The sequence below is a fragment of the Actinacidiphila oryziradicis genome, from assembly GCF_005047355.1.
Classification (GTDB): Bacteria; Actinomycetota; Actinomycetes; order Streptomycetales; family Streptomycetaceae; genus Actinacidiphila; species Actinacidiphila oryziradicis.
Genome location: NZ_SUMC01000011.1, coordinates 127,625 through 149,443, shown reverse-complemented (window position 1 = coordinate 149,443; position 21,819 = coordinate 127,625). Strand labels below are relative to the sequence as shown.

General features: G+C 66.6%; 16 protein-coding genes. 5 read left to right on the top strand and 11 right to left on the bottom strand.

The annotated features are described in order from the left end of the window. Positions 1–8 precede the first annotated feature (8 nt). From FCI23_RS14970 to FCI23_RS14945, 6 genes are read right to left on the bottom strand one after another with little or no spacing between them, the layout of a single operon-like run. Positions 9–1,013 carry an aldo/keto reductase gene (locus FCI23_RS14970; protein ID WP_246143713.1) on the bottom strand — a complete coding sequence of 335 codons (1,005 nt, stop codon included), beginning with the start codon at positions 1,011–1,013 and terminating at the stop codon, positions 9–11. Beyond that, positions 1,010–1,387 (bottom strand): nuclear transport factor 2 family protein, encoded by a 378-nt coding sequence (locus FCI23_RS14965; RefSeq protein ID WP_136724367.1) that lies wholly within the window; start codon positions 1,385–1,387, stop codon positions 1,010–1,012. The genes FCI23_RS14970 and FCI23_RS14965 overlap by 4 nt, the downstream gene beginning before the upstream one ends. 54 nt (positions 1,388–1,441) lie before the next feature. Beyond that, positions 1,442–2,482 carry an ABC transporter permease gene (locus FCI23_RS14960; RefSeq protein WP_136724366.1) on the bottom strand — a complete coding sequence of 347 codons (1,041 nt, stop codon included), beginning with the start codon at positions 2,480–2,482 and terminating at the stop codon, positions 1,442–1,444. Continuing rightward, complete coding sequence (locus tag FCI23_RS14955) at positions 2,479–3,984, bottom strand: sugar ABC transporter ATP-binding protein (RefSeq protein ID WP_136724364.1); 1,506 nt, start codon at positions 3,982–3,984, stop codon at positions 2,479–2,481. The genes FCI23_RS14960 and FCI23_RS14955 overlap by 4 nt, the downstream gene beginning before the upstream one ends. A 55-nt stretch (positions 3,985–4,039) precedes the next feature. Next, positions 4,040–5,092 (bottom strand): sugar ABC transporter substrate-binding protein, encoded by a 1,053-nt coding sequence (locus FCI23_RS14950; protein ID WP_136724362.1) that lies wholly within the window; start codon positions 5,090–5,092, stop codon positions 4,040–4,042. Continuing rightward, positions 5,089–6,354: a mandelate racemase/muconate lactonizing enzyme family protein gene (locus tag FCI23_RS14945; protein ID WP_136724360.1), complete on the bottom strand. Its 1,266-nt coding sequence runs from the start codon at positions 6,352–6,354 to the stop codon at positions 5,089–5,091. Before FCI23_RS14945 ends, FCI23_RS14950 begins: the two co-directional genes overlap by 4 nt. Before the next feature lie 395 nt (positions 6,355–6,749). Between FCI23_RS14945 and FCI23_RS14940 the strand changes: the two genes are divergently transcribed. Further along, positions 6,750–9,167 carry a glycoside hydrolase family 95 protein gene (locus FCI23_RS14940; RefSeq protein ID WP_136724358.1) on the top strand — a complete coding sequence of 806 codons (2,418 nt, stop codon included), beginning with the start codon at positions 6,750–6,752 and terminating at the stop codon, positions 9,165–9,167. A 185-nt stretch (positions 9,168–9,352) separates the two neighbouring features. Here the strand turns inward: FCI23_RS14940 and FCI23_RS14935 are convergent, their stop codons facing one another. From FCI23_RS14935 to FCI23_RS14925, 3 genes are all read right to left on the bottom strand, one after another. Then, complete coding sequence (locus FCI23_RS14935) at positions 9,353–10,126, bottom strand: SDR family NAD(P)-dependent oxidoreductase (protein WP_136724357.1); 774 nt, start codon at positions 10,124–10,126, stop codon at positions 9,353–9,355. Positions 10,127–10,142: 16 nt separating this feature from the next. Beyond that, positions 10,143–11,021, bottom strand: coding sequence for an SMP-30/gluconolactonase/LRE family protein (locus FCI23_RS14930; RefSeq protein ID WP_136724356.1), 879 nt, complete (start codon positions 11,019–11,021; stop codon positions 10,143–10,145). A gap of 149 nt (positions 11,022–11,170) precedes the next feature. Further along, positions 11,171–12,103, bottom strand: coding sequence for a LysR family transcriptional regulator (locus FCI23_RS14925; RefSeq protein WP_136724354.1), 933 nt, complete (start codon positions 12,101–12,103; stop codon positions 11,171–11,173). Positions 12,104–12,237: 134 nt separating this feature from the next. On the opposite strand from FCI23_RS14925, the gene FCI23_RS14920 reads away from it, so the two are divergent. Next, complete coding sequence (locus tag FCI23_RS14920) at positions 12,238–13,440, top strand: mandelate racemase/muconate lactonizing enzyme family protein (protein ID WP_136724352.1); 1,203 nt, start codon at positions 12,238–12,240, stop codon at positions 13,438–13,440. A gap of 72 nt (positions 13,441–13,512) precedes the next feature. After that, positions 13,513–14,271, top strand: coding sequence for an SDR family NAD(P)-dependent oxidoreductase (locus tag FCI23_RS14915; RefSeq protein WP_136724349.1), 759 nt, complete (start codon positions 13,513–13,515; stop codon positions 14,269–14,271). 22 nt (positions 14,272–14,293) lie between these two features. Here FCI23_RS14915 and FCI23_RS14910 read toward each other — a convergent pair whose 3' ends face one another. Together FCI23_RS14910 and FCI23_RS14905 are read right to left on the bottom strand one after the other, a co-directional pair. Beyond that, positions 14,294–16,624 carry a glycoside hydrolase family 95 protein gene (locus FCI23_RS14910; RefSeq protein ID WP_136724347.1) on the bottom strand — a complete coding sequence of 777 codons (2,331 nt, stop codon included), beginning with the start codon at positions 16,622–16,624 and terminating at the stop codon, positions 14,294–14,296. Between the two features lie 104 nt (positions 16,625–16,728). Continuing rightward, the gene (locus FCI23_RS14905; protein WP_136724346.1) at positions 16,729–17,883 is read right to left on the bottom strand and encodes an ROK family transcriptional regulator; all 1,155 of its coding nucleotides are present in this window, start codon (positions 17,881–17,883) and stop codon (positions 16,729–16,731) included. Positions 17,884–18,525: 642 nt separating this feature from the next. Between FCI23_RS14905 and FCI23_RS14900 the strand changes: the two genes are divergently transcribed. Beyond that, complete coding sequence (locus tag FCI23_RS14900; protein ID WP_246143712.1) at positions 18,526–20,415, top strand: fibronectin type III domain-containing protein; 1,890 nt, start codon at positions 18,526–18,528, stop codon at positions 20,413–20,415. Between the two features lie 370 nt (positions 20,416–20,785). After that, positions 20,786–21,808 (top strand): carbohydrate ABC transporter permease, encoded by a 1,023-nt coding sequence (locus FCI23_RS14895; RefSeq protein WP_136724342.1) that lies wholly within the window; start codon positions 20,786–20,788, stop codon positions 21,806–21,808. The last annotated feature ends 11 nt before the right edge of the window (positions 21,809–21,819 follow it).

Here is a 21,819-nt window from a genome sequence, read left to right as displayed (position 1 = left end):
GAGCCTCTCTACTCTGGGCAGGGTGCATCGGGCCGGATCAGGTTATCCGCGCGAAGGTCAGCCCAGAGGGCCGAGGGGATGTCGACGGACAGGAGCCCGAGGTCCATGTCGAGTTCGTCGAGTGATCTGGGCCCGAGGAGCACGCTGCACACCTGGGGGTGGGCAAGAGGGAACTGTACGGCGGCAGCGGCCATGGGGATGTCGTGGCGGGCGCAGATGCTGCGGATGCGGCGCGCGCGTTCGAGGACTTCTGGGGACGCGGGAACGTAGTCGAAGGTCGTACCCGGCTCCGGGTCGATGAGGATGCCGCTGTTGAACACTCCCCCGGCGACGACTGAGGTCTTGCGCCGTGCGCACATGGGAAGGAGCTCGTCCATCCCGGTTTGGTCGAGCAACGTGTATCGGCCGGCGAGGAGGATGACGTCGAGGTCGCAGTCGCGGACGAGTTCCGTCAGGACCGCGGTGCGGTTCATGCCTGCGCCGATGGCCTGAACCTTGCCGTCGGCCCGGAGTTTGCTCAGGGCGTTGTACCCGGTGGTGCTTGCCTGCTCGAAATGCTCGTCGGGGTCGTGCAGGTGAAGGATGTCGAACCGATCGACACCGACGCGCTGCATGCTTTCCTCTACCGACTGGCGGACACCTTTCTCACTGAAGTCCCAGACCGGGCCCGCGGATGGGACGTTCTTGTAGAACGGTTCCCCGTTGAAGTATTGACTCTCGTCGTGGGGCGCGTCTTCGCGCAAAAGCCGGCCGACCTTGGTGGAGATCACGAGCTCGTCGCGAGGAATGCCGGCGATCGCCGCTCGGACGCGCTGTTCAGCGAGGCCGTGTCCGTACAGCGGGGCGGTGTCGAGGTAACGCGTGCCGCGTTCCAATGCTCGCGTGATGACCGCCGTGGCGTCTTTGTCGGTGACGGGGCGCAGGAAGTTGCCGAGCGAGGCGGTGCCGAGTCCGATCCGCGGCAGGCGCAGCTCGGTGTCGCCGATCTGGTGGGTCGCGTACAAGTCGATCACTGTTGGCCGCCTGTCGTCGGGAACTGCGTGGGGTCGAAGTAGGCGCGGACCGAGTCGAATTTGCCGTCGTGTATATGCACGACGTTGACGCCTCGGATAGGGATCCGCACGCCGTCATGGTCGATGAGGACCGCTTCCCATTCGAGGCACGCCTCATCACCGGAGCAGATTTCGTGGGTGATGGTTACTTCCAGGCCGGGGAAGGCGTCGCCCATGCCGTCGTAGAAGGTGCGGATCTCGGCGTGGCCTTTGAGTGGACCGGATACGGGATGGAAGACGGCGTCCTCATGGAAGTGGGACAGGATACGCGTGATGTCTCGGCTTTCCTCGGCGCGCCAGTAGGATTCGGCCACTTCTCGTGGGGTGGCGGACATGGGCAGTCCTCCCTTTCTCTCGTTGCTGTGTTGGGCTTGACTCTGGTAGCGGCTTTAGTGCCGCTGTCGTTTAAGGATGGTGCGCCAGGTATGCCGGAACACCTCGTCGATGCCGACGGCGAAAATGAGCACACCGCCTTGGACGATGTTCTGGTAGAACGTCGACACGCCCAGCAGGTTGAGGCCGTTGTTCAGGACGCCCACGATCAGGACGCCGACGATCGAACCGATGATCGTTCCCTGTCCGCCGGTGATGGCGGTACCGCCGAGGACGACGGCGACGATGACGTCGAATTCGAAGCCAGTGCCGGAATTCGGGTCGCCGGTGGCGATGCGGGAGTTCATGAGGATGCCCGCGACGCCGGCCGCGAGGCCGGACAGTATGTAGAGCGTGACTCGGGTACGGTTGATCGGGATTCCCGAGAGGCGAGCCGCCTCTTGATTTCCTCCGCTGGCGATGGTCCACCGACCGAGGATGGTCTTGCGTTCGACGAAGATCATGATGAGGGCGATCACGGCGAAGATCGCGACTGGGACGGGGACCGGTCCCACGGCAGAGGTTGCCAGATTGTTGAAGGAGAGCGGCACACCGATGACCGGGGATCCACCAGCGACGACGTTCGCCAGACCCCGGCCGATGTACATGGTGCCGAGCGTGGTGATCACTGGGTTGATCTTCATCCCCACGATGAGGAGGGCGTTGAGGGCTCCGATGACGCCGCCGGCCAGGACGCCCATGAGAAACGCCCATCCGAGAGGCCAGTGGGCTTCGGCGACGAACTTGGCGGCAGTCACGCCGGCGACGGCGATGATGGAGCCGATGGAAAGGTCCAGGCCGCCGGCGATCATGACGAGAGTGACCAGGCAGGCGGACATCCCGATGAAGGAGATCTGGCCGAGGACGTTGGTGATGTTCCGGGACGTCGTGAACTGACTGGTCGCGAAGGACAGCCACACGCTCAGGACGATGAGGATGCCGATGTTCATGACCAGCGTCTTGCTCGTGGGCCGCGCGAACCAGATCCCCAACCCGGCCCACATCGGGGACCTTTGTGCTGGGACGGTTTCGTCGGCGACGCTTTCAAGACTGGTCATGCTGCCTCCCCATGCGCCGCGCGCAGCAGCGCCTGTTCGGAAATGTCATTGCTGGTGTATGTGGCGGCGACCGCACCGTGGAAGAGGACGATGACGCGATCGGACAGGCCGAGTACCTCGGGCAGTTCGGAGGACAGCAGCAGAACCGCCGTGCCGTCCGCGGTCAGCTCCGAGATGAGTCGGTAGATCTCCTCCTTGGCGCCGATGTCGACTCCGACGGTGGGGTCGTCGAGGATGAGCAGGCTGGAGCCGCCGAGCATCCATCGTCCGAGAATGACCTTCTGCTGGTTTCCGCCGGAGAGCGCGGCGATGCTCTGACCCGGCGATGCCGCCTTGAGCCGAACCCGCCCAGCCATCTCCTCGACGAGGTGGCGACGCTGCCGGTTGCGAATGACACCCCATTTGGTGGAGAGCCAAGGCTTCCCCGAGCTCATGTTCTCGGTGATCGACAGCAACGGGAACATCGCCTGGGTGGTGCGTTCCTCCGGCACGAGGCCGATGCCCGCACGGGCGGCTCGATAGGGATTCCTCTTGCGCCCGGTCGGCGCGGTGGGTGTCTCGATCATGCCGCCGTCGATCGGGTCGGCTCCGTAGATGGCGCGGGCGAGTTCGGTACGGCCGGAGCCGAGCAGTCCGTAGACGCCGAGGATCTCGCCGGCGTGCAGGTCGAAGCTGACGCCTTGGAGCCCGCTCGGGGTGGTCAGGTCTCGCACCCTGAGCGCGATCTCCTCACGGGCATCAGAGGTCTTGCGGAAGACGTGGGAGGCGTCGCGGCCGATCATCAACTGGATGACGTCGGCGGTGCTCGTCTCGGCGGCGCTTTTGGTGCCGACGGTTCGGCCATCGCGCAGGACGGTCAGCCGGTCGCTGACGGAGAGCACCTCCTCCAGCCGGTGCGAGACGTAGATGATGCCGATGCCGCTGTCGCGTAGCTCGAGCAGCACGTGATGCAGGTGCTCCACCTCTTCGGTTCCCAGTGAGGCGGTGGGCTCGTCGAGGATCAACAATTTCGTCTGCTGCAGCAGCGCACGAGCGATCTCGACGAGCTGTCGTTCGCCGGCACTCAGGCTCGCGGCGGTCCGGTTCAGGTCGATGCTCATGCCCAGACGAGCCAGGACTTCGTTGGTTGCCTGCCGCTGCCGGCCATCGCGGAGATAGCCGAACAGCCGTTGCTCGTTGCCGAGTACGACATTCTCCGCGACCGTCAGCTGCGGAACCAGGTTGGCGTGCTGGAAGATGACGCTGATGCCGCGGCTCATCGAGTCGGCTCGCGAGCCGAACTCGACGCCCTCTCCCTCGAATGTGATCGTTCCCGAGTCGGGTTTGACGGCGCCGGCGAGGCTCTTGATCAGGGTGGACTTACCGGCCCCGTTCTCGCCGAGGAGCGCATGGATCTCTCCGCGCTTGACCACGAGGTTCGCACCTCGCAGCGCCTGAACACCGTCGTAGCTCTTGGTCAGCTCGTCGACCACGAGCAGGTCGGTGCCGCCTGCCGTGTCCATAGTGACTCCTCCGTGTTACTCGTGTGTCCGTAGGCACGTCGCGCCGGGTATCGGCTCAGTTGCCGACACAGGGCAGGTTCGTTGTCGCGAAGTACTCGGACTTGTTGAAGTCGTTCGCGGCGGTGCAGTCGGGCCCGAGCGGCTTGTCGGGGACGTTGACGGTGTGGTTGCTGTACGCCGGGATCTTGCCGCTGATCATCTGCTCCATGGTGTCGATCAAGGTCTTGGCCACCTCTTTAGGGGTCAGCCCGAGATCGGCCATCAGGGGTGAGGTCGGGTCGGTCAGCGCGCGCAGTTCCTCGTCGGTTCCATTGATGCTGTAGAAGTAGGTGTGGTCGGGCTTCTTGTTTGTCGCCCCGCCCAGGCCCGCGGACTTGAAGGCTTGCAGGGCCCCCATCGCCATGTCGGAGTTGCAGCCGGTGGCGATGTTGTAGCCCTTGTCGCGCTGGAGGGCATCCTGTGCGACGGTCACCGCCGTGTTCCGATCGGCCCCGCCGTTGACGGTCGTGATCTGGGCGTTCGGTGCGACGGACTTGACTCCCTGCTCGAAGGGCCCCATCCGGTCGTCGGAACAAGAGGAGACGCCGGTGATCGTGACGATCAACACCTTGACGGGCTGTCCCGGGAAGTTCTTCTGAACGTATTGGGCAGCGGCCTTGCCGGCGGCCTCGGTCTCCGCCTTCTCCTCCAGCCCGACGTACGGTGCAGTCACTCCAGCCCCGAACGGGATCGCCCAGCCGAGTACCGGAACCTTCTGGGCCTGAGCCTGCCTGACGAGCGGAACGGCGACGTTCGCGTTGGCCGGCTGCATGATGATGCCGTCGACGCCGCGGGTCTGCAGGGCCTGCATCAGGTCAGGTGCCTTAGTGCCCTGCCCCTGCTGATTCTCGAAGATGATTTTGATGCCCAGGCTGTCGGCGTACTTCTGCATCTGCTTCTGCTGGGCGATCTGGTAGGCGTCGGTGTCGAAGAGGACGTCGCCGATCACCAGCTTCTTGCCGCTGCCGGATCCCCCGTCGCCCGGGGAGCTCCCGCTGCCACACGCGCTGAGGAGCAACAAGGCGGCCAGTGTCGAGGCCATAAGAGCAAAACCGGTCCTGCGCTTCACTGAGCTTCTCCTTCGCTACGGGCGTTGATCGTTGGGAGCCGGTGCGGCTTGGCGGCGGTACCGCCCTGATCGGTGACGCGGCCGACACCGCGGATCTGCCATTGGCGGCGGGCGTCGCGATGGATGGCCGTCGACGCACCGGGAAATTGCGGACGCTCCAGGTAGCCCTCGTGCACCACGCTGCGTTGCTCGAACGCGTCCTGCGTCCACGGGATGAACTCGACCAGCGGTGGCACGTCACTCAGCGCCGTGCCGACGAGGTGCTGGTGTACCTGCATCATGTCGCCGGCATGCGGGGCGATCCGCAACCCGCGCGCGGCCGCATGCTGAGCGACCTGAAGCCATTCGGTGACACCGCCGACTCGCGTCACATCCACCTGCACCACGCGAATCGCGTCGGCCGCAATGAAGCTGGCAAAGTGGTGGTAGGAGTACAGGCTCTCCCCGGCGGCGATGTCGACGCGCGTGTCCCGTTGCAGTCGGGCGTGCCCGTCCAGAGCGTCGGCATGCAAGGGTTCTTCGATCCAGTCCATGCCGACCTCTTCCAGAACCGGCAGAAGCCGGCCGGCCGTCGACAGATCCCAGCGCTGGTTTGCGTCGCACATCAGCGTGATGTCGTCGCCGATCGCTCGGCGAACTGCCCGTACCCGCTGGGCGTCCTCACGCCAGTCAGACTTGCCAACCTTGACTTTCACTCGATGCCAGCCGCGATCGATCAGCGAGTTCACATCCCGCACCAGCGTCTCGACCGGATAGTTCAACCAGCCTCCGTCGGTGTTGTAGGTCTCGATCGCCTCGGCGCTGCCGCCCAGCAGCCGCCACAGCGGTACCCCGGCCCGTTGCGCCGCGAGATCCCACAGCGCGATGTCGACCATCGCCAGTGCCATGTGCACAACGCCGGCCCGGCCGAGCCAATGGGTGGGAAGCCAGTACAACCGCTTCCAGGTCCCGAGAATGTCCTCGGACGCGGCTCCAAGCAACGCGGGCGCGTAGTAGCGGCTGATGACGTCGCACAGCAACTCCGGACCGCAGTGCACCCCGGAGATGCCCGTTCCGACACGTCCGTCCGCGGTGCGGATCTCGACCACCGGAACGATCCAGGACCGCAGCGACGCTGTGGAATCGGCGATCGGCTGCTTGAGGGGCACGGCCAACGCATAGGTCTCCACGGACGTGATCACAGAACCGGCGTCGCCGGGCGGCAGGTCCACCAGCGCTGGCGACAGCACGCCGAACGCGTCGGCAGAGGCGTCTAGTCCCATCCCTATCCTTCCTAAACGTGCGGTGCACGCTGCCCAGAGGTTCGAATACGGAACACATTTAGTCACGGGAAATATGCGCGTAACAACGACGACTTTGGGATTTGGGCCATCCGCAACGGGAATAACGCCCGGTCGCGGCGGCCGGAGGCCGCATCGGGGCAGAGCCGGAACCTCCCCACGCACCTCGACCACGGTGCCGGGTCGGCGCCGCCAGCACCAAGGTGAGGCACAACTGAGTTGAGCCGAGGCCGACGCCACTGACATTCCACGAATACATGGGATGTCCTATGCGAATGTCAGGGAACTTGAGCTGCCTAATCAGTGGATCTATGTTGCTCCTGCGTTTCTGGACAGCACCTGATGCGTATCAGAACTCCCCAGGAGGAGTAGCCCTCATGAGCTCACGCCAGCCTGCCCGCCCTCAGTCCCCAAGTCGTCGGAACTTTCTTGCGCTGACCGGCGCCGGTGCCGCGGGATCCCTCGCCGCTTTCGCCGGACTCCCGGCCTTCACCGCCGCCGCGGCCGAGCCGGACCGGCCCGCCACCGATCCCCGGGTGGACGACAGCACAGCGGTGTGCCTGTGGTATACGGCGCCCGCAGCCGCGGACAACATGATCCAGCAGGGCCTGCCCATCGGCAATGGACGGCTCGGCGCCCTCGTCAGCGGGGACCCCGCCAACGAAGCGATCTACATCACCGACGCCACCCTGTGGAGTGGCGGCGGGCGCAACGACGTGCTCAGCAGCGACGGCCAGTTCCCCTATGACCCGGTGACGTTCGGCTCGCTCACCCAACTCGCCCACCTCACCGTCGAGATACCCGGCCACACCCTGGACTCCGTCACCGGCTACCGCCGCACCCTGGACCTCAGCAACGGCCTGGTCACCGCCTCCTACACGCAGAAAGGCGTGACATACCGGCGCGAGGTGTACGCCAGCCACCCTGATGATGTCGTGGTCGTGCGCTTCTCGCAGAGCGGCGGCGGCACCTACACCGGTCGGATCACCCTGGCCGGCACCCACGGCGAAAACAACGTCGCCAACACCTCCGACGCCACCGCTTCCTTCGGCGCCACCTTCGACAACGGCCTGCGCTACGGCGCCGCCATCACGGCGGTCAGCCGCACCGGGCAGGTGGAAGCCAACGCCGCCGGCGTGGACTTCACCGGCTGCGCCGACCTGACTGTCATCTTCAGCGGCGGCACCGACTACTCCCCCGACTTCTCCCGCGGCTACCGCGACCCGTCCGTCGATCCTCAGGCTCTGGCCCGGGAAAAGGTCTCTGCGGCAGCCCGCCACGCGCCCGATAGCCTGCGTAACACCCACATCGCCGACTACCGCCGCCTCTTCGACGCCATGACGCTGTCGCTCGGAACCTCGACCAAACAGCAGCGCCAACTCGACACCTGGACCCGCCTCCAGGCCCGCGCCCAGGACGGCGCCGCACCCGATCCCGAACTAGAGGCGTCCTACCTTCAGTTCGGCCGCTACCTGATGATCTGCGGCTCGCGTGACAGCTTGCCGATGGGTCTGCAGGCGTCGTGGATCGACACCAACAGTCCCGGGTGGATGGGCGACTATCACACCGACATCAATATCCAGATGAACTACTGGATGCCCGACCGGACCGGCCTACCCGGCTGCTTCGACGCGCTCACCGACTACTGCCTGGCCCAGCTGCCCTCCTGGAGCGACAACACGGTGCGGCTCTTCAACGACCCGCGCAACCGCTTCCGCAACTCCTCGGGCAAGGTGGCCGGCTGGACCATTGGCATCTCCACCAACATCTACGGCGGCTCAGGCTGGCAGTGGCACCCGGCCGGGAGTGCCTGGCTTGTGAACACGATCTTCGAGCACTACGAGTACACGCAGGACACCCGGCTGCTCGCTCGCATCTACCCGCTGCTCAAGGGCGCCTGCGAGTTCTGGGAGGCCCGGCTGGTCACCGTCACCGTCACCGACCCCGTCACCGGACAGCCGCGCGAGGTCCTCGTGGACGACAAGGACTGGTCACCCGAGCACGGACCACAGGACGCCATGGGCATCACCTACGCTCAAGAACTGGTGTGGGCGCTGTTCACCAACTTCCACACCGCGAGTGCGACACTCGGCAAGGACTCGGCCTACCGGCGGGTCATCGACGGCCTGCGTGACCGCCTCTATCTCCCGCAGGTCAGCCCCACCACCGGCTGGCTGGAGGAGTGGATGACGCCGGACAACCTCGGCGAAGTCCAGCACCGCCACCTCTCGCCGCTCATCGGCTTCTTCCCCGGCGACCGCATCAGCCTGGAGTCCTCGCCCGCCGACCTCATCACCGGGGTTCGGAACCTGCTCGTCGCCCGCGGCACGGCCCCGTACGGCTGGGCCAACGCCTGGCGTGCCCTGTGCTGGGCCAGATTCAAGGACGGCGAGAAGGCGTACCAGATGATCCTTACGAACCTGCGGCCCTCGACGGGCAGCACCGGCGGATCGGCCCTCAACCTCTTCGACATCTGGCCGCTCGATTCCACCAGCAGCATCTTCCAGATCGAGGCGAACTTCGGCACTCCGTCGGCGGTGGTCGACATGCTGCTGTACTCCCGCCCCGGCCGGATCGAGTTGCTTCCCGCGCTGCCCGACGCGTGGGCCGAGCACGGGCAGATCACCGGTGTCGGCGCCCGCGGCGGCTTCACCGTCGACCTGTCCTGGGGCAACGGCAAGGCCAGGGAAGCGGTGATCCGCAGCGTGGGCGGCCGTACCACCGAGGTCGCCGCCGGTGGAGTGACCCGGACCGTACGGCTGGGGCGCGGCGAATCGGTGACGTTGCGCTGGTAGACGATGACGTCGTCGGCTGATCCCGCGCTCACTTGTAGTGGACGCGAGAGGCAACGCCACCGGCGGTAAGGAGTCGGCCACCCGCACGATGCGGGTGGCCGAACACCTGGGGGTCGCCGCTTCGTGGTGCTGCCCAGACGCTCACGAGTCAGGTGCCGGGCGCTCGGCAGTCGGCGGCAGGTACGTCAACGAGGCAGCACTACGGAGGTCAGCGCTTCCATGGCCTTGAGCACCTCGTCCTGGAACCGCTCATCATGTGCGAGGGGAAGTGGTTCCTGCTCTTGCTGGTGGTAGAAGTAGCGGCCGGTGACCGCGGCTCGTGGATCGCCGCCGACCGCAAGCCAGACCTGCGTGACGTGCCCCAGCGACAGGTCGTCCGGCGCGTTGTAGCCCGCCATCTTCGTCGGCACCCATCCTGGCTCCATCGCGTTGGCGAACACGTCCGGCCAGATCCGCGCGACGGCGAACGCCAGGGTGATCATGACGAGCTTGCTGTCCGCGTAGGCCTGCTCTGCGTCCCACGGGCGGGTTTCCCAGTTCATGTCCCGCACGTCGGCAGTGCCTTGGAGGTGCATACCGCTGGTGACGTAGACCAGCCGCTTCGGCCGTTCGATCAGGGCAGTCAGCAGGAAGGGGGCCAGCGCGTTGATGGCGAGGACATGCGCGTTGCCGTCGCGGGTGGTGATCTTCTTCGGTTCGTTCGATCCGATTCCGGCGTTGTGGATAACTGCGTCGAAGCGTCCGAGCAGGTTGGCCTGCCGGGCTACATCGACGGTCTCCTGACGGTCGGCCAGGTCGCCGGTGATGACGGCTTCGGCTCCGGCCAGCCGATCGCTGACCTCGTCGGCCCGCCGCTCGCTTCGTACATGGGCGGTCACCGCATGCCCGTCAGCGATGAGGGAGCGTGCGGCAGCCAGCCCCAGCCCATCGCTGGCCCCGGTAATCAGTACGCGTGCCATCGAAACTCCCGGCGGTTCAGGCGCGGAACGGCTGCACGGGAACCCCCGTGGTGCCGGTCTCGACGACGAAAACGGAACCTGACAGTGGGGAGCGCGCCAGTGCCTCGGGAGACAACCCGTTGCGCGCGGAGGTGATGTACAGACGGCCATCCGGACCGAAGACACAGCTCGACGGCTGCAGGACGGGCACCGGAACGACCCCGACCACGCGCCCGGTCGGATCGTATCGGCGTACCTCACGGCCTCCGTGCATGGCCACCCACAAGCACCCGTCCACGTCGACCGCCAGGCCGTCGGGAACGCCCGGTCCCTCGGTCTCCGCGAGGGTGTCAAAACGACCGAGGTCCCCTGCTTCCGGATGGAAGTCCGCCCTGTACAGCAGGTTGGCGTAGCTGTCGGCGAGGTACATCACGGTGTCCTCGGCGTTCCAGCCCAGTCCGTTCGGCAGCACCAAGCCGCCCACGACGACGACGCTCGGGGACTCGCCGTCCCAGCGGTGCAGCCGTCCCTGCCCGGAGGCGAACTCGAGGTCGTTGCTGCCGGCCCAGAACCGTCCCCGCGAGTCCACCTTGCCGTCGTTCATGCGGAGGTTCGGTTCGGGCAGGACCTGGTCGACCATCTTCAGCTCGCCGTCGGCGATGAAGCCGAATCCATCGGCCACCGCGGCGACGAAGCCTTCATGGTCGGCACGCGGCGCGACTGCACCGACCATCATGCTGACCTCGGTCACGGTCTGCCGACCGCTCGACAGGTCGTCCTCGAACACCTTGCAGCCGTAGATGTCGACCCACACAAGCCGGCCGGTGCGAGGATCGAAGACGGGTCCCTCGCCCACGTCCGACGTGTCGCTGCGAACCGCGACATCGAGATCCGAGTAGGTCCGAACACTGGCCATGCCGACTCCGTCCTTTGCTTTCCCACAGCCGGCAACCGCGCTGCTGTCCCGTTGCAGGCTACTGCGGACCAACCTCGCCCGGGACAGCGACCACGTCAATGGTGAGTCACGGATGGCCGATATCCGCACTGCGAATAGTGCAGGGTGATTCAGGGCGGCGGAATAGCCGTTGTGCCCTCTGGCCGAGGTGCCCGGATGGCCGCGCGGATAAACGCCTGGGCAGCCGCACCCAGGGGACGTTCGGAATGCCACCAGATGCCGACATCGCGGTATCGGTGAAGGTCGCGGATGGGCCGCATTTCCATGCCCTCACGCTGGATCATCACCGCACCCAGATAGTTGATGATTCCGATACCGTGTCCGGCTCGCACCATGGCGCCGAGTGTCGTCGGCTGATGGGAAATGGTGCCGTAGGGGGCGACCATGTCCTTGACGCTCAGCTCGACTTCGGCCTCATAGCCGACCACCGTGTTAGCAAGCGGATTGCCGATGGTGATTACCCTCTGATTCGCGAAATCGCGCAGGTCGACTTCGCTCTTTTCGAGCAGCGGGTGGCCGGTCGGCGCGAGCATGACGAACGGCTCTCGCCACAGCGGGCGCATGGTGAACGCTTGATCGTGAGGCTCGGGCCGGATCGGACGGAGCGCCACCGAAACCCGACGCTCGGACAGTGCCGCCTCGATGAAGCCGACATCTCCGTCGAGCACCGCGACATGGATCTGCGAATGCTCTTCCCACAGCTTGGTGATGACGCCTGGGAGAAATTCGGAGCTTCCGCTGGCGAAACTCGCGACGCTTACGGTTCCCGAGATGGTTCCGCGGTCGGTCTGGCGCGCGGTGACCAGTTCGTCGGCGGCCGCGAGGACGGCCCGAGCCCTGGACAGCAAGGCACGGCCGTCGTCGGTGAGGGTGAGCGGTCTGATCCGGCGTTCGATCAGAGAGCATCCCAGTTCTCGTTCGAGACTCGCGATGTGCGCCGAGACCCGCGGCTGCGACAAGTGCATGTGCTCGGCTGCTCGCGTGAAGCCGCCGGCGTCCACGACTTCAACCCACGTGCGCAGCCACGCCAGCTCAAGTGCCATTTACGAAACCTCCTCAGCGCAACAGCTAGACCACTGTCAGCGCAAGTATCCATCGGGGCGACATCTGCGCGGCAGATCACCCGCATCCGCATCTCGGCATTGACGAGCCCCAGCCGCCATGGCCGACTGGAGGAATGACCGATCAGACTCCCTTCGGTACCGCCCGCGGGCTCCTGTCCGCGCACGGCGCCGACCTCCTGCGTGGCGACGACGGTGCTGTAATCACGTCCGTCGAGACGTACGCCCTCGCCGTGCCCCTCAAGAGGCCCATCGCCGACGCCACGGCCGCCCTGGCGCACTGGACAGTGCCCGTGGTGGAGATCCGCACCGCCGACGGCCGTGTCGGGACCGGGATCTCCGGTATCCACTGCGCCCCTGAACTCCTCTCCGACGTGATCACCTCCTACTACGCCGACGCTCTCCTCGACACCTCGTCGGAGGACATCCTGGGCACCTGGAAGCGCCTCTACTGGCTGCCGACGCATTGGATGGGCCGGGCCGGCGTCATCCACATGGCCTTGGCGATGGTCGACATCGCCCTGTGGGACCTCGCCGCGCAGCGCGCGGGCATGCCCCTGTGGCGACTTCTCGGCGGGACACCGGACAGCGTCGAGGCGTACAACACCGATGGGGGCTGGCTCAACCTTACCGATGCCGATTTGGTCCGGGACCTCACGTCGCTGATCGACCGAGGATGGTCCCGGGTGAAGATCAAGGTGGGCCGCCCCGACTGGAGGGAGGACGCACGACGGGCGCGTGCCGTCCGCCGGGCGATCGGAGACGACGTCACTCTGATGTGCGATGCCAACCAGCGCTGGGACTTGTCGACGGCGAACAAGATCATGCCCGCCTTTGAGGAAGTAGCGATGGACTGGGTCGAGGAGCCGTTCCATGCCGACGATCTCCAGGCACACGCCCGCCTGCAGGCGTCTACCCGGCTGGATGTCGCTGCCGGAGAGAGCATCTACTCCTACCACCAGTTCGCCTCCTTCGTGGCGGCGGACGCCATTCGGGTCGTGCAAGCCGACGTCACCCGGGTCGGCGGCGTCACGGAGTGGCTGCAGATCGCCAGCCATGCCGCATCGAGAGGACTGCGCTTGGCTCCACACGCCGGCGACATGATGCAGGTGCACCAACACCTGGTGGGCACCGTCCTTTCCGAAGTGCCTCCCCTCGTCGAGTTCATCCCGTGGACCCAGGAGGCGTTCGTCGAGCGGAGTGTCGTCCGCGAGGGCTTGATGGAGCGCCCGCAGAGTCCCGGCGCCTCGACCGCCATCGATCCGTCCGCGCGGGCCCGCTGGCAGATTCCGGGAGTGGGAGGCACCAGGACGGTGTGACGGCATCCATTCCACGACGAGAGCCGCCCGACGGCCCGCAGAGCCTTCGTAGATCCAGGGAAAGAGATTGAAATGTCCGAGTCGCAACTGCACCGCTCCGACGAGAAAGTGGCTGTCGTCACCGGCGCCGGCCAGGGGATCGGCTACGCCATCGCCGCGGCCCTGGCGCCCCGCGGCGTGCGCGTCGTCGTCACCGACCGCAATCCGGAGACAGGAGCCGCCGCGGCGAAGGAACTGGGCTGCGCGTTCCTGCCGCTCGACGTCTCGGACCCGTTGGCCGTCACCGCGACGGCCAACGAGGTGGTACGGAGATTCGGACACGTCGACATCCTTGTCAACAACGCGGGGATCGCTCATGAGGATGCCGCGCTCGACGTGACCGACGAGGTGTGGAACCGCATCCTCAGCGTCGACCTGACCGGTACCTTCGTGGCCTGCCGCGAGTTCGGCCGGCACTTCGTGCGCCAGCGGTCCGGATCGATCGTGAACATCTCCTCCATCGCGGCCTTCATCGGCTCCAACCCCGAGTACCACGTCGCCTACGACGTCGCGAAGGCGGGAGTGGCCCAGATGGCACGGTCGCTCGCGGTCGAGTGGGCGCAGTACGGAGTACGGGTGAACGCCGTCGCGCCGGGCCGCACCCGCACTCCGATCCTCGACACGGTCGGGATGGACGACCCGGAGCGGATGACGCAGTGGATCGAGCAGATCCCGATGCGCCGACTGCTGGAGGCCGATGAGATCGCCTCAGCCGTGGCGTTCATCGCGCTCGACGGGTCCGCGGTCACCGGGCAGACCCTTCTCGTCGATGGCGGTCAGATCGCCCAGTGACCATCGGGGGAAGCGGTTGTCGTCAGCTCAAGCCGACGGCAACCGCTTCCCCTTTGTCGAGCGTCACCTCAAGGATCTCCTGGCCGTAGCGCAGTCGGGTGCTTCCGGCCGCGGAGGAGTGTATACGCGCGGCGTCGAGGCGCCCGTCGCGCCAGCGAAGATCGACGGTGAAGCCTCCGCGGGCCCGCAGTCCGCAGATGTACCCGTCCCGCCAGCTCGCCGGGAGTGCCGGCAGCAGTTCGATCTGGTCGCCATCGGACTGCAGCAGCATCTCAGCGATCCCGGCGGTCCCTCCCGCGTTGCCGTCGAAGGAGTAGATGTTCTGCGCCGCCCCGGCCACCCCGCCGGCGGAGTAGGACATCAAGTTGGCCTCGCTCGCGTCGGTGATCAGGTTCGTGAGGTGCGCAAGGGCCTGGTCGCCCTTGAGCAGGCGGGCGAAATAGACGGTGAAGTTAGCCTCGACCCACTCCGTCTGCTCCCAGCCTGGGGCCTGCTGCCTGCGCTCGATCGTGACCTCCGCGGCACGTGCCAGGGCCGGCGTGTCCCGCGGCGTGACCTGCCGTTCCGGGAAGAGAGCGCTCAGATGCGAGGTGTGGCGGTGGCTGGGATCGGCCTCCTCGAAGTCGTGCAGCCACTCCTGCAGCTGTCCGTGCCGCCCGATCTGGAACGGCGGCAGCAAGCGGCGCGCCGAAGCGATCCGGGCCCTGAGCTCGACATCGACATCGAGTAGCTCAGCGCTCTCGGCGCAGATACGCAGCACGGCCTCTACGAAGACCCGGTCGGCGGTGGATCCCATGGAGATCGAGCACCGGCTGCCGTCAGGCGCCAGATACCAGTTCTCCGGGGATTCCGACGGGCCGGCGACAAGCCAGCCGTGTTCCGGCTCCGCCACCAGATAGGCCAGGAAGAACTCGGCGGCCTCCCGGAAGACCGGGTACACCCGCTCACGCAGGAAGACCTCGTCGCCTCCGTACTGGTAGTGCTCCCACAGTTGGAGGGCGATCCAAGCCCCTCCCGTCACGTTCAAGCCCCACCCGATGCCCGAACCGGGGGCGGTGTAGCCCCAGGCGTTGGTGACGGTGTGCGCGACCCACCCGGGAGCGCCGTATATCGCTGTGGCGGTCGTACGCCCGTGTGCGGCTGTGGTCTCGATGAGGCGGAACAGCGGCTCCTGGCACTCGGCGAGGTTCGTCGGCTCGGCCGCCCAGTAGTTCTGCTGCGTGTTCATGTCGAGGTGGAAGTCGTTCGTCCAGGACGCGCTGCTGGCCAGACCGTCGTTCCAGAGTCCCTGGAGAGCCAGCGGGAGAGGTGAGTTACGGCGGGAACCGGCTACGGTCAGGTAGCGGCCGAACTGGAAGTACAGCGCGATGAGTCCGTCATCGGCTTCCCCAGAGGCGAACCGGGCACGGCGTTCGTCGGTCGGCAGAGCCGCCGCGTCGCCCTGTGCACTCCCCAGATCGATGGAGACCCGCCGCATCAGGCCCTGGTGATCCGCGATGTGCGCGGCGCGGACCGCCGCGTACCCAGCGTCCAGGGCCGCTGACAGGAGTGCGTTCGCCCGGGACGCCGGATCGTCGCCCGCCCAACTCGTACCGACGGCGACGTAGACCACTGCCGCGTCCGCGCCCTCCAGGTGCAGCGTGTCGTCGACACAGCGGACGGATCCACCCTCGGCTTCGAGGCGTGTATGGATCTCCAGGGCGACACCCTGCTGTCCGTTGCTGTGGAGGTTCTCATAGGCATGGCCGCGAAGGACGACGCCGGTGTCAGTGGCCACGATGCGTCCGGGAATCACCCCGTCCTGGATCGCGAGGGAGAATCCGATCGAGCCTGGCCGGTCGGCGGTGAGACGGACCGCGATGAGGCCGTGCGGATTCGAGGCGAGCACGGCGCGCGTGTTACGTGCGCCGTCCTGTTCGTAGGTGATGGATGCGACGCCCGTGTCCAGATCCAGGGTCCGGCGGTAGTCCCGGACCGGAGTCTCGGAGAGGAAATCCAGCTGCACCTCGGGCAGGGGCAGGTTGGTTCCGAACGACTCCGGTCTGCCCAGGAGGTGCTCGGTGGCGAGCTGCTGTGCCTCGGCATGGCGGCCTGCGAAGAGAAGTTCGCGGATGTACGCGAGGTACTGCTGTGCGGTGGGGCTCACATCGGCCGTCGACGGCTCGCCGGACCACGCCGTCGACTCCGACAGCTGGATTCTCTCCCGGTCGGTACCGCCGTAGACCATTCCGCCGAGGCGGCCGTTGCCGATGGGGAGCGCCTCGAACCAGCGGGTGGCCGGGCGGGCGTACCAGAGAGCGCCGGACGGAATGCCGGTGCCGCGGGATATCCACTCGGAAGCAAGGTTCAGCATGTCATGCACTTTCCAGGAGGTGATGGAACCGGACGGCCGACGGTGTTCGTGGTTCGCCGGACCAGACGAGATGTGTGCGGGAGGGCGGACGTAATCCGGAAGCGTCACTTGGTGGGGGCGAAGAGGTGCTGGGCGGCGACCGCAGCCCCGCCGCGGGCCCATTCCTCGAAGGGCAGCGGCCTGACCACAAGGTCGCAGTCGGCGGCCGCACCGAACGCCTGGGCGCCGAAGGTCTGCCGGATCTGGTCCTCGTAGAGGGCGTAGGAGGCCACGCCCTCGCCGGAGATGACGATGCGTTCGGGGCCGATGAGGTTGGCGACGGAGGCCAGGGCGAGTCCCATGGCGTGTCCGGCCCGGGAGAAGACGGCGCGTACGGCGGGGTCGCCGGCGTGCGCGAGTCCGACTGCTTCGTCCATGGTCAGGGTGGGGTTGCCGCCGGCCTGGCGGGCTTGTTCGGTGATGGCGTGGGTGGAGGCGACGGCTTCGACGCAACCGGTGTTGCCGCAGGTGCATACGCGGTTGCTGCCGCCGACCGGCAGATGTCCGATCTCTCCTGACACCCCGTGCGCACCCGCGACCACCCGGCCGCCGATGGACAGCCCGCAGCCGATGCCGGCGCCCACGGTGACCAGCGCGAAGGACGACAAGCCGGCCCCGGCGCCGAACCACTGCTCGGCGACGGTCAGCGCCCGTACGTCGTTCTCAATCACCGTCGGGATGCCGGTGGCGGTCTCGACGAGCTGGGCGAGCGGCACCCGGCGCCAGTTAAGAAACGGCGAGTACTGCACGGTGCCGTTCTGGCCGTCCACGTCCCCGGAGATGGTGACGCCGACACTGTGCACCACGCCCTCCTCCAGCGCGCCCACCTCGCTCCGCAGCCGCTCGATCAGCCGGGCGATGGCGAGTACGACAGTGCCCACATCACGCGAGGCGAAGGCGGCCCGGGCGGTGGCGAGCGGCTGCGCGGCGAGGTCGGTGACGACGCCGATCAGCTCGTCCGCCGTGATCTTCACACCGAAGAAGCGGGCGCGCTGCGCGCGTACCGAGATCAGTGTGGCGGGGCGGCCGTGTGCCCGCTCCACGGCGGGCCGACCCAGCTCGGCGATCCAGCCGTCGGCCAGCAGGGGGGTGGCCACCTTCGTGACCGCGCCGGGTGACAGCCCGGTACGGCGGCCGACCTCGGCCCGGCTCAGGGGGCCGTGGGCGAGCAGGGTCTGGAAGACCAGGGCGGCCGCGGGCGGCTGGTCGGCGAGCATCATTCGGCGACCATACATTTCCACCAGAAAATAAGAAAGCCGTTCCATCACGCCTGGATAGTGGCTTCTTCACCCGCTATCTGGCCAGTCGGAGTCATTCCTTTGACGAATATTCATCATTCGCGTTGCGCAATATGTTGACGCTGGAAGGAAAGCCTGACTACATTCGCCGCACCTCGCTTCAGGTGGATGAGACGGTCCTCCGATGCAGGTAGCGGCCGGTTTTTTGCCCAGCCGACCGCGTTGTTGTCACCCTCCGCTGGTGCTCCGGGACGACCACCGCTGAGAGGGGTACGGGGGGGCAGGCCCGAACTGCCCCAGCCAACCAATTCGTCATGCGGCTGACCGTGCATGGGCACTACAGGGACTCGTCAGGGGCCCGCTGTGCCATTTCGCGCCGAGATGGAGTAACCCATGGTTCGTCCAGCAAGACCCGCATATTCGTCACACCACAGACCGCGATCCAAAAGCATCAGGCTACGTACCCTGCCCGTCATCGCCGCCACCGCTCTCGCGGCGTGGTTCGCAGTGCCGACCGCCGCGTCCGCGGCGTCGTTCACGGCGCCGACCGCCGCGTCCGCGGCCGCAACCTCTCACGTCAGTGGAGGCCATAGCGGCACACCTGTCCTGGCCGCCAAGCCGTACATGGGCTGGAGCAGTTGGAGCCTGGAGGCAACCAGCTCCCCCGGCTACGGCGGGTTCAGCTGGCTCACCGAGGCCCACATCAAGCAGCAGGCCGACGTGATGGCCTCGAAGCTGAAGTCCCACGGCTACGAGTACGTCAACGTCGACGCGGGCTGGACCAACGGCTTCGACCAGTACGGCCGCCCGATAGCGAACAGCTCCACGTTCCCCGACGGCATGAAGTCCCTGGGGGACTACGTACACGCCAAGGGCCTCAAGTTTGGCCTCTATCTGGCGGTCGGCCTCGACCCCGCGGCGTACAACGACGGCAAGACCCCGATCTACAACGCACCCGGCTGCACGACCGCAGACATCGTCTACCCCGACCTACGCAAGACCAATGGGTGGACATCCGCGTACCAGATGGATTTCAGCAACCCGTGCTCGCAGAAGTACATCGACTCCGTCGCCGATGAACTGGCCGACTGGGGCGTGGACTTCCTGAAGGTCGACGGTGTGGGCCCGGGCTCGTGGCAGGGCGACGCGGCCCACGACAACACCCCCGACGTGAAGGCGTTCCACACAGCGCTGCAGCAGACGGGCCGCCCAATCCAGCTCACCTTGTCGTGGTCGCTGAGCCACACCCAGGCCGACGTGTGGAAGGCCAACTCCAACGGCTGGCGGGTCGACACCGACGTCGAGTGCTACTGCAACTCGCTGGTGACGTGGAACAACTCCGTCAAGGGGCGCTGGAACGACGTCGTCCAGTGGATTCCCGACGCGGGCCCCGGCCACTGGAACAACCTCGACGCCCTCGACGTGGGCGTCGGCGCCATGGACGGCATCACCGATGCCGAGAGGCAGAGCTACGCCACCTTGTGGGCGATCGAGTCCGCGCCGCTGTACTCCGGTGACGACCTGACCAAGCTCGATTCGTACGGCCTGTCGCTGCTCACCAACGACGAGGTCATCGCGGTCGACCAGGCCGGCAACCCGGCCAAACCGGTCAGCCAGACCAGTGACCAACAGGTCTGGTACGCCCGCAACGCCGACGGCAGCTACACCGTGGCCCTGTTCAACTTGGGGGCCGGCTCCAGCGACGTCACCGCGGACTTCTCCGACCTGGGTATCAGCGGCAAGGCGTCGGTACGCGACCTGTGGAGCCACAAGAACCTCGGCAGCGTCTCGGGTAGCCTCACCGAGAACCTCCCGTCGCACGGCTCGCGGCTGTTCACGATCACCCCGAAGAACAGCAGCGCACCCGGCACCCCGCTCGCCGTGCACGGCACCGCCTCCACCGCGAGCAGCGTGTCGCTGGCCTGGGACAAGGTGAACACCGGCGCCTCACCCGCCACCGGCTACACCGTCTACGCGAACGGCAAGAAGGTCGCCACCACCAGCGGCGGCACCACCACCACCGTCAGCGGTCTGAGCTCGGCCACCGACTACGCCTTCACCGTCGTCGCGCACGACACCAAGGGCCAGAGGTCCGTCCCGAGCAAGGCCGTCGCCGTCACAACGCCGGCGGCCGGCGGGCCGACCGGCTACGAGGCCGAGGCGTCGGGCAACACCCTCACCGGCAGCGCGAGCGTCGTCGACTGCTCGGGCTGCTCCGACGGCAAGAAGGTCACCAATCTCAGTTGGGGTTCCGTAGCCATCAACAACGTCACCGCGCCCAAAGACGGCAGCTACCTGATGAGGCTCGACTACGTCGACGGCGACTCCAGCCGAATCATCGACATCACCGTGGGCGACAAGACCATCCAGGTCCCGCTGTCCGGCACCAACGAAAACACCTGGGACACCGCGCAGTCCATCACCGTGCCCATTCCTCTGAAGGCAGGCAGCAACACCCTGACCTTCACCAACCCGACGGACTGGGCACCCGACATCGACAAGCTCACCGTCTAACAACGCCGAGTCCAGCCGATCACGTGCGGTCAAGGCGTCGCTCCCCCAGCTGGACGCCGGGTGGGGGTCCCCCGGCCGAAGGCTGGGGGGACCCCCAGGCACGGTGCATCGCAAGGCGCCGGAGCGCTTGCACAGTGGCTCTGTTCGGGCGTCTCGGCAACGCCGGGGTGCCGCGCCGGGGGGAGGACCCCCCAGCCTTCGGCCGGTGAGGGTCCCCCCGGCGAAGCCAGGGGGAGGACCCCCACCCAGCCGCCAGGCTGGGAGGGGCGGCGAAAGGGCCGCTCGTGATCGGACGGACACGGCCTAACGCGATCTCGACCTCATCGTCTTACCCGCAACACGCATCACGCAACACGCAAAGGAGAGTGCCGTGGTGGTCACACCCCAGGGCAACCACATGACGCCGGTAAAACCGCCGTCCGGCGCAGCCGGCGCGGTGGCCACCACGGTCACCTCACCGCTCACGAAGAAGGACGACAAGCCTGCGAAGGTGCGGCGGGGCACGCCCACCAGGTCGGCCGCGGCCCGCCGCAGGGACCTGCCGGTCGCGCTGCTGCTCATCATCCCGTCGGTCGTCGGCTTCCTGATCTTCTACGCCTATCCGACCTTCCGCGGGATCTACCTCAGCTTCACCGATTTCCACGTCCTCTCCCCGCCGAACTGGGTTGGCCTGGCCAACCTCCGCGAGATGATCCACGACGACGTCTTCTGGCACTCGCTGTGGGTCACGGTGTACTTCGTCATTCTGTCGGTGGTGTTCGGCACGCTGGTGTCGCTGGTGACGGCCGTGGTGCTGCACCGGGTCACCCGCTCCTCGGCACTGCGCGGCGTCATCCTGCTGCCGTTCCTAATCTCCAACGTGATCGCCGCGCTGGTGTGGCAGTGGATGCTCGACCCCCAGCTGGGGATCATCGACATCGCGTTGCAGCATCTGACCGGCCACTCCATAGACTTCTTCGGCAGCGGCAACTGGGCGATCCCCTCCATCGCCGCGATCAGCGTCTGGAAGTGGATGGGCTATTACGCCCTGCTGATCTTTGCCGGTCTGCAGACCATCCCGCCGACCATCTACGAAGCCGGCCGGGTCGACGGCGCCGGCGAGTGGCAGATGTTCCGTCGCCTGACCGTGCCCTTGCTGCGCCCGATCCTGGTGATGGTCGTCGTACTGACCGTCATCAACTCCTTCCAGGTCTTCGACATCGTGCAGGTCACCACCAAGGGCGGCCCGGCCTACGCCTCCAACGTGCTGCAGATGTACATCTACAACAAGGCCTTCAGCCAGTTCGACTTCGGCTACGCCGCGACCATGTCGCTGGCCCTGTTCGCCCTGCTCATCGCGGTCACCTTCACCCAGCTACGGCTCGCCCGCGCCAACGAATCCGACCTGAACTGAAGGAGGCTGTC